Genomic DNA, 3,170 nt, shown 5'->3' with positions numbered 1-3,170 from the left:
CGGATGACGAGATTCGAACTCGCGACATCGACCTTGGGAAGGTCGCGCTCTACCAACTGAGCTACATCCGCAGGCCGGCGGACCGGCGGGGCGATGCTACCCCAGCGGATCGCGCCGGGGCCCCGGTAGGTTGTCGCCGTGCTGCTGAGCGACCGGGACATCCTCGCCGAGATCGACGCCGGTCGGGTGGCCATGGAGCCGTGGGAGCCGGCGATGCTGCAGCCCAGCTCCATCGACGTCCGGCTGGACCGCTACTTCCGGGTCTTCGAGAACCACCGCTACCCGCACATCGACCCGGCCGCCGACCAGTCCGACCTCACCCGCGAGGTCGAGCCCGAGGGGGACGAGCCGTTCATCCTGCACCCGGGCGAGTTCGTCCTCGGGTCGACGTACGAGGTGGTGACGCTGCCCGACGACATCGCGGCCCGGGTCGAGGGCAAGTCCTCGCTCGGCCGGCTCGGGCTGCTGACCCACGCGACCGCGGGCTTCGTGGACCCCGGGTTCTCCGGCCACGTCACCCTCGAGCTCGCGAACGTCGCGACCCTGCCGATCAAGCTCTACCCGGGCATGAAGATCGGGCAGTTCTGCTTCTTCCGGCTGTCCTCGCCGTCCGAGCACCCGTACGGCTCGGAGAAGTACGGCTCCCGCTACCAGGGCCAGCGCGGGCCCACCCCGTCGCGGTCGTTCCAGAGCTTCCATCGCACCCGCATTTAGCCCGAGTTGTCATCAGGTTAGGCTTGCCTAACTATGACGGTGACCTTTCCGGACCTGGCCATGCTCCTCGAAGAGGTCGAGGTGACCCGGGTCGACCGGCTCTCGCCCAGCTACGTGCGATTCGAGCTGGCCAGCCCGGCGCTGGCCGAGCTGGGCGCCGACGGCCCGTGGTTCGACCAGCGGATCAAGCTGGTGTTCCCGCACCAGGACGGGCCGGTGCCGTCGTTCGAGGGTGCGGACGACTCGTGGTGGGACACCTGGCTGGGCCGCCCGGTCGAGGAGCGCGGCCACATGCGCACCTACACGGTCCGCGACGTCGTCGGGTCGGGTGCGGACACCCGGCTGGTGGTCGACATCGTGCTGCACGACGACCACGACGGTGGCGCGGCAGGGCCGGGCAGCTCCTGGGCGTCGCGTGCCGCCGTCGGGGACCGGCTCGTGCTGATGGCGCCGCGCCGCGGGCACGCCTACGGCGGCATCGAGTTCGTGCCCGGCAACGCTCGCCGGGTGCTGCTCGTGGGCGACGAGACCGCGGTGCCGGCGATCGCCGGCATCCTCCGGGACCTGCCGGCGGACGCGAGCGGTACGGCGGTGCTGGAGGTGCCGCTGACCGAGGACGTCCAGGACCTGACCGCCCCGCCCGGGGTGGAGGTCCGGTGGCTGCCCCGCGACGGCCGGCCGCTCGGCTCGCTCGTGCACCAGGCGGCTCTGGACACGCTCGGAGCGGCACCGGTCGAGATCGAGGTGAGCGACGACGAGGTCGACCCGGACCTGTGGGAGACCCCGACCTACTCGTCGTCCGGTGAGGCGGTCGTCGCCGAGCCGGCGGCGCACGACGACCTGTACGTGTGGATCGCTGGGGAGTCCAAGGTGGTGACCGGCCTGCGGCGCGTGCTGGTCAAGGAGCTCGGGCTCGACCGGCGGCAGGTGGCGTTCATGGGCTACTGGCGGGTCGGCGTGTCGATGGCGAGCTAGCCCGGGTCTCAGCTGTCGATCTTGTCGGCGAACCGGCGCAGGCCCTGGGCCAGCCGGTGCCGGCGCGGGGAGGCCGGGACCGTGGGCGACGAGGCGCGGGCCACGCGCTCGGCGATCTGGTGACGGGCCTGGGCCTCGATCATCGTCGTGCTGTCCATCGCGGTGCTCCTTGGTTGTTGGTGACGAGTCTTGCCGTGACCACCGACAGTCCCTGGGACTGCGGTGCTGGTGCTGTGGGCTGCTCAGACCTGGGTGAGGACGATGTCGCCGGACACGGTCTTGGCGCGCAGCTCGACGTGGTCCTGTCCCTCGGCGGGCTGGCCGGCGCCCTCCAGGGAGGACCGGATGCTGCCGGACACCGTCGTCAGGTCGGTCCACACCGGCAGCCCGGAGGGGATGCCGACCCGGACGTCGCCGGACGCCCCCTTGGCCGAGAGCCGGCCGCGGTGGACGTGGTCGATCACGAAGTCGCCGCTGCCGGTGGCCAGGCTGACGTCGTGGTGCGCCTCGCCGACCCGGAGGTCGCCCGAGCCGGTCTTGACGACCGTCTCGGCGTGCGAGGCCCCGATCTGCACGTCCCCCGACCCGGTGGACACGACCACCGTGCGGTCGCTGTGCCCGACGCGAACGTCGCCCGACCCGCTCTTGACCCGCAGGTCGGCCTGCGCGTGCTCGAGCTGGACGTCGCCCGAGCCGGTCTCGACCACGGACGGGCCGCGGGAGACGGCGATCTTGACGTCGCCGGACCCGCTCTTGACGGCGGTGGAGCCCGCCTCGCCCTCGACCGTGACGTCCGCGCTGCCGGTCTTGGCGGCGACGTTGGAGGCGGTCGGGACGACCGCCGTCACGTAGAGCGCGGAGTCGCCCCCGAACAGCCCGCCGCGCTGCTTGGGGCCGATGACCTCGATCCGCGAGCCGTGCTGCTCCACGCGGGTCTGGTCGGCGTCGCGACCCTCGACCTCGATCCGCGTCTCGGTGGTGTCGGTGCAGGTGACGCTCACCGAGCCCTTGCCGATCTCGACCTGGAGGTCGACGGGCTCATGGGTCTCGAAGTGGTGCTGGGTCATGGCGTGCTCCTTGGGTGGCTGGGTGCTGGGTGGCTGGTGCTGGCGTGTCGAGGGTGTGCTGGTCCACGGGGCCGGCCAGGTGGCCGGTCCCGGAGGTGGGTCGGATGGGGCTAGGACATGCCGGCGGTGGTCACAGCCACCCGGTCATGCGGCGCTCGCCGCGCTTGTTGCCGAACATGTCGCTGAGCTGGTCGCCGAGCATCCGGATGCTGGAGAGGTCGACGTCCACGTTGATGGCGTCGTCACGGGTCGCGGCCCGGACGACGTTGACGAGCCAGGTGTTGAGAGAGTGGCCGGAGCGGGCCGCGAACTCCTCGGCCCGGGCCTTGACCGCCTCCGGGAGGCGCAGCGTGATCCGGGCGACGTTGCCGTCCTCGACCTCGTCGGGGGACGGGGGCGACGGCGGTGCCGGGG

The 3,170-nt window shown here is 71.9% G+C and carries 4 protein-coding genes and 1 pseudogene; 2 read left to right on the top strand and 3 right to left on the bottom strand.

The window, feature by feature from the left end:
• Positions 1-138: 138 nt before the first annotated feature.
• Complete coding sequence (gene dcd, locus JHD21_RS21675) at positions 139-714, top strand: dCTP deaminase (protein WP_292679610.1); 576 nt, start codon at positions 139-141, stop codon at positions 712-714.
• 33 nt (positions 715-747) lie between these two features.
• The gene (locus JHD21_RS21670; protein ID WP_292679608.1) at positions 748-1,689 is read left to right on the top strand and encodes a siderophore-interacting protein; all 942 of its coding nucleotides are present in this window, start codon (positions 748-750) and stop codon (positions 1,687-1,689) included.
• A gap of 8 nt (positions 1,690-1,697) precedes the next feature.
• Here JHD21_RS21670 and JHD21_RS21665 read toward each other — a convergent pair whose 3' ends face one another.
• The 3 genes and pseudogenes from JHD21_RS21665 to JHD21_RS21655 all read right to left on the bottom strand — a co-directional run.
• The gene (locus JHD21_RS21665) at positions 1,698-1,847 is read right to left on the bottom strand and encodes a hypothetical protein (protein WP_292679606.1); all 150 of its coding nucleotides are present in this window, start codon (positions 1,845-1,847) and stop codon (positions 1,698-1,700) included.
• 84 nt (positions 1,848-1,931) lie between these two features.
• Positions 1,932-2,756, bottom strand: a complete 825-nt coding sequence (locus JHD21_RS21660) for a DUF4097 family beta strand repeat-containing protein (RefSeq protein WP_292679604.1) — start codon at positions 2,754-2,756, stop codon at positions 1,932-1,934.
• Positions 2,757-2,886: 130 nt separating this feature from the next.
• A pseudogene (locus JHD21_RS21655) lies at positions 2,887-3,170 on the bottom strand (pilus assembly protein HicB); the annotation flags it as partial.

The sequence above is a fragment of the Nocardioides sp. genome, assembly GCF_016462705.1.
Taxonomy (GTDB): domain Bacteria; phylum Actinomycetota; class Actinomycetes; order Propionibacteriales; family Nocardioidaceae; genus Nocardioides.
Note: the sequence above shows the minus strand (reverse complement) of the source record. Positions and strands in the feature narration are given on the sequence as shown.

What these genes read in the sequence shown, in the direction of transcription:
- JHD21_RS21670 (WP_292679608.1), top strand. Translation starts at nt 748, where the DNA reads ATGACGGTGACCTTTCCGGACCTGGCCATGCTCCTCGAAGAGGTCGAG.
- JHD21_RS21665 (WP_292679606.1), bottom strand. Translation starts at nt 1,847, where the DNA reads ATGGACAGCACGACGATGATCGAGGCCCAGGCCCGTCACCAGATCGCC.
- JHD21_RS21660 (WP_292679604.1), bottom strand. Translation starts at nt 2,756, where the DNA reads ATGACCCAGCACCACTTCGAGACCCATGAGCCCGTCGACCTCCAGGTC.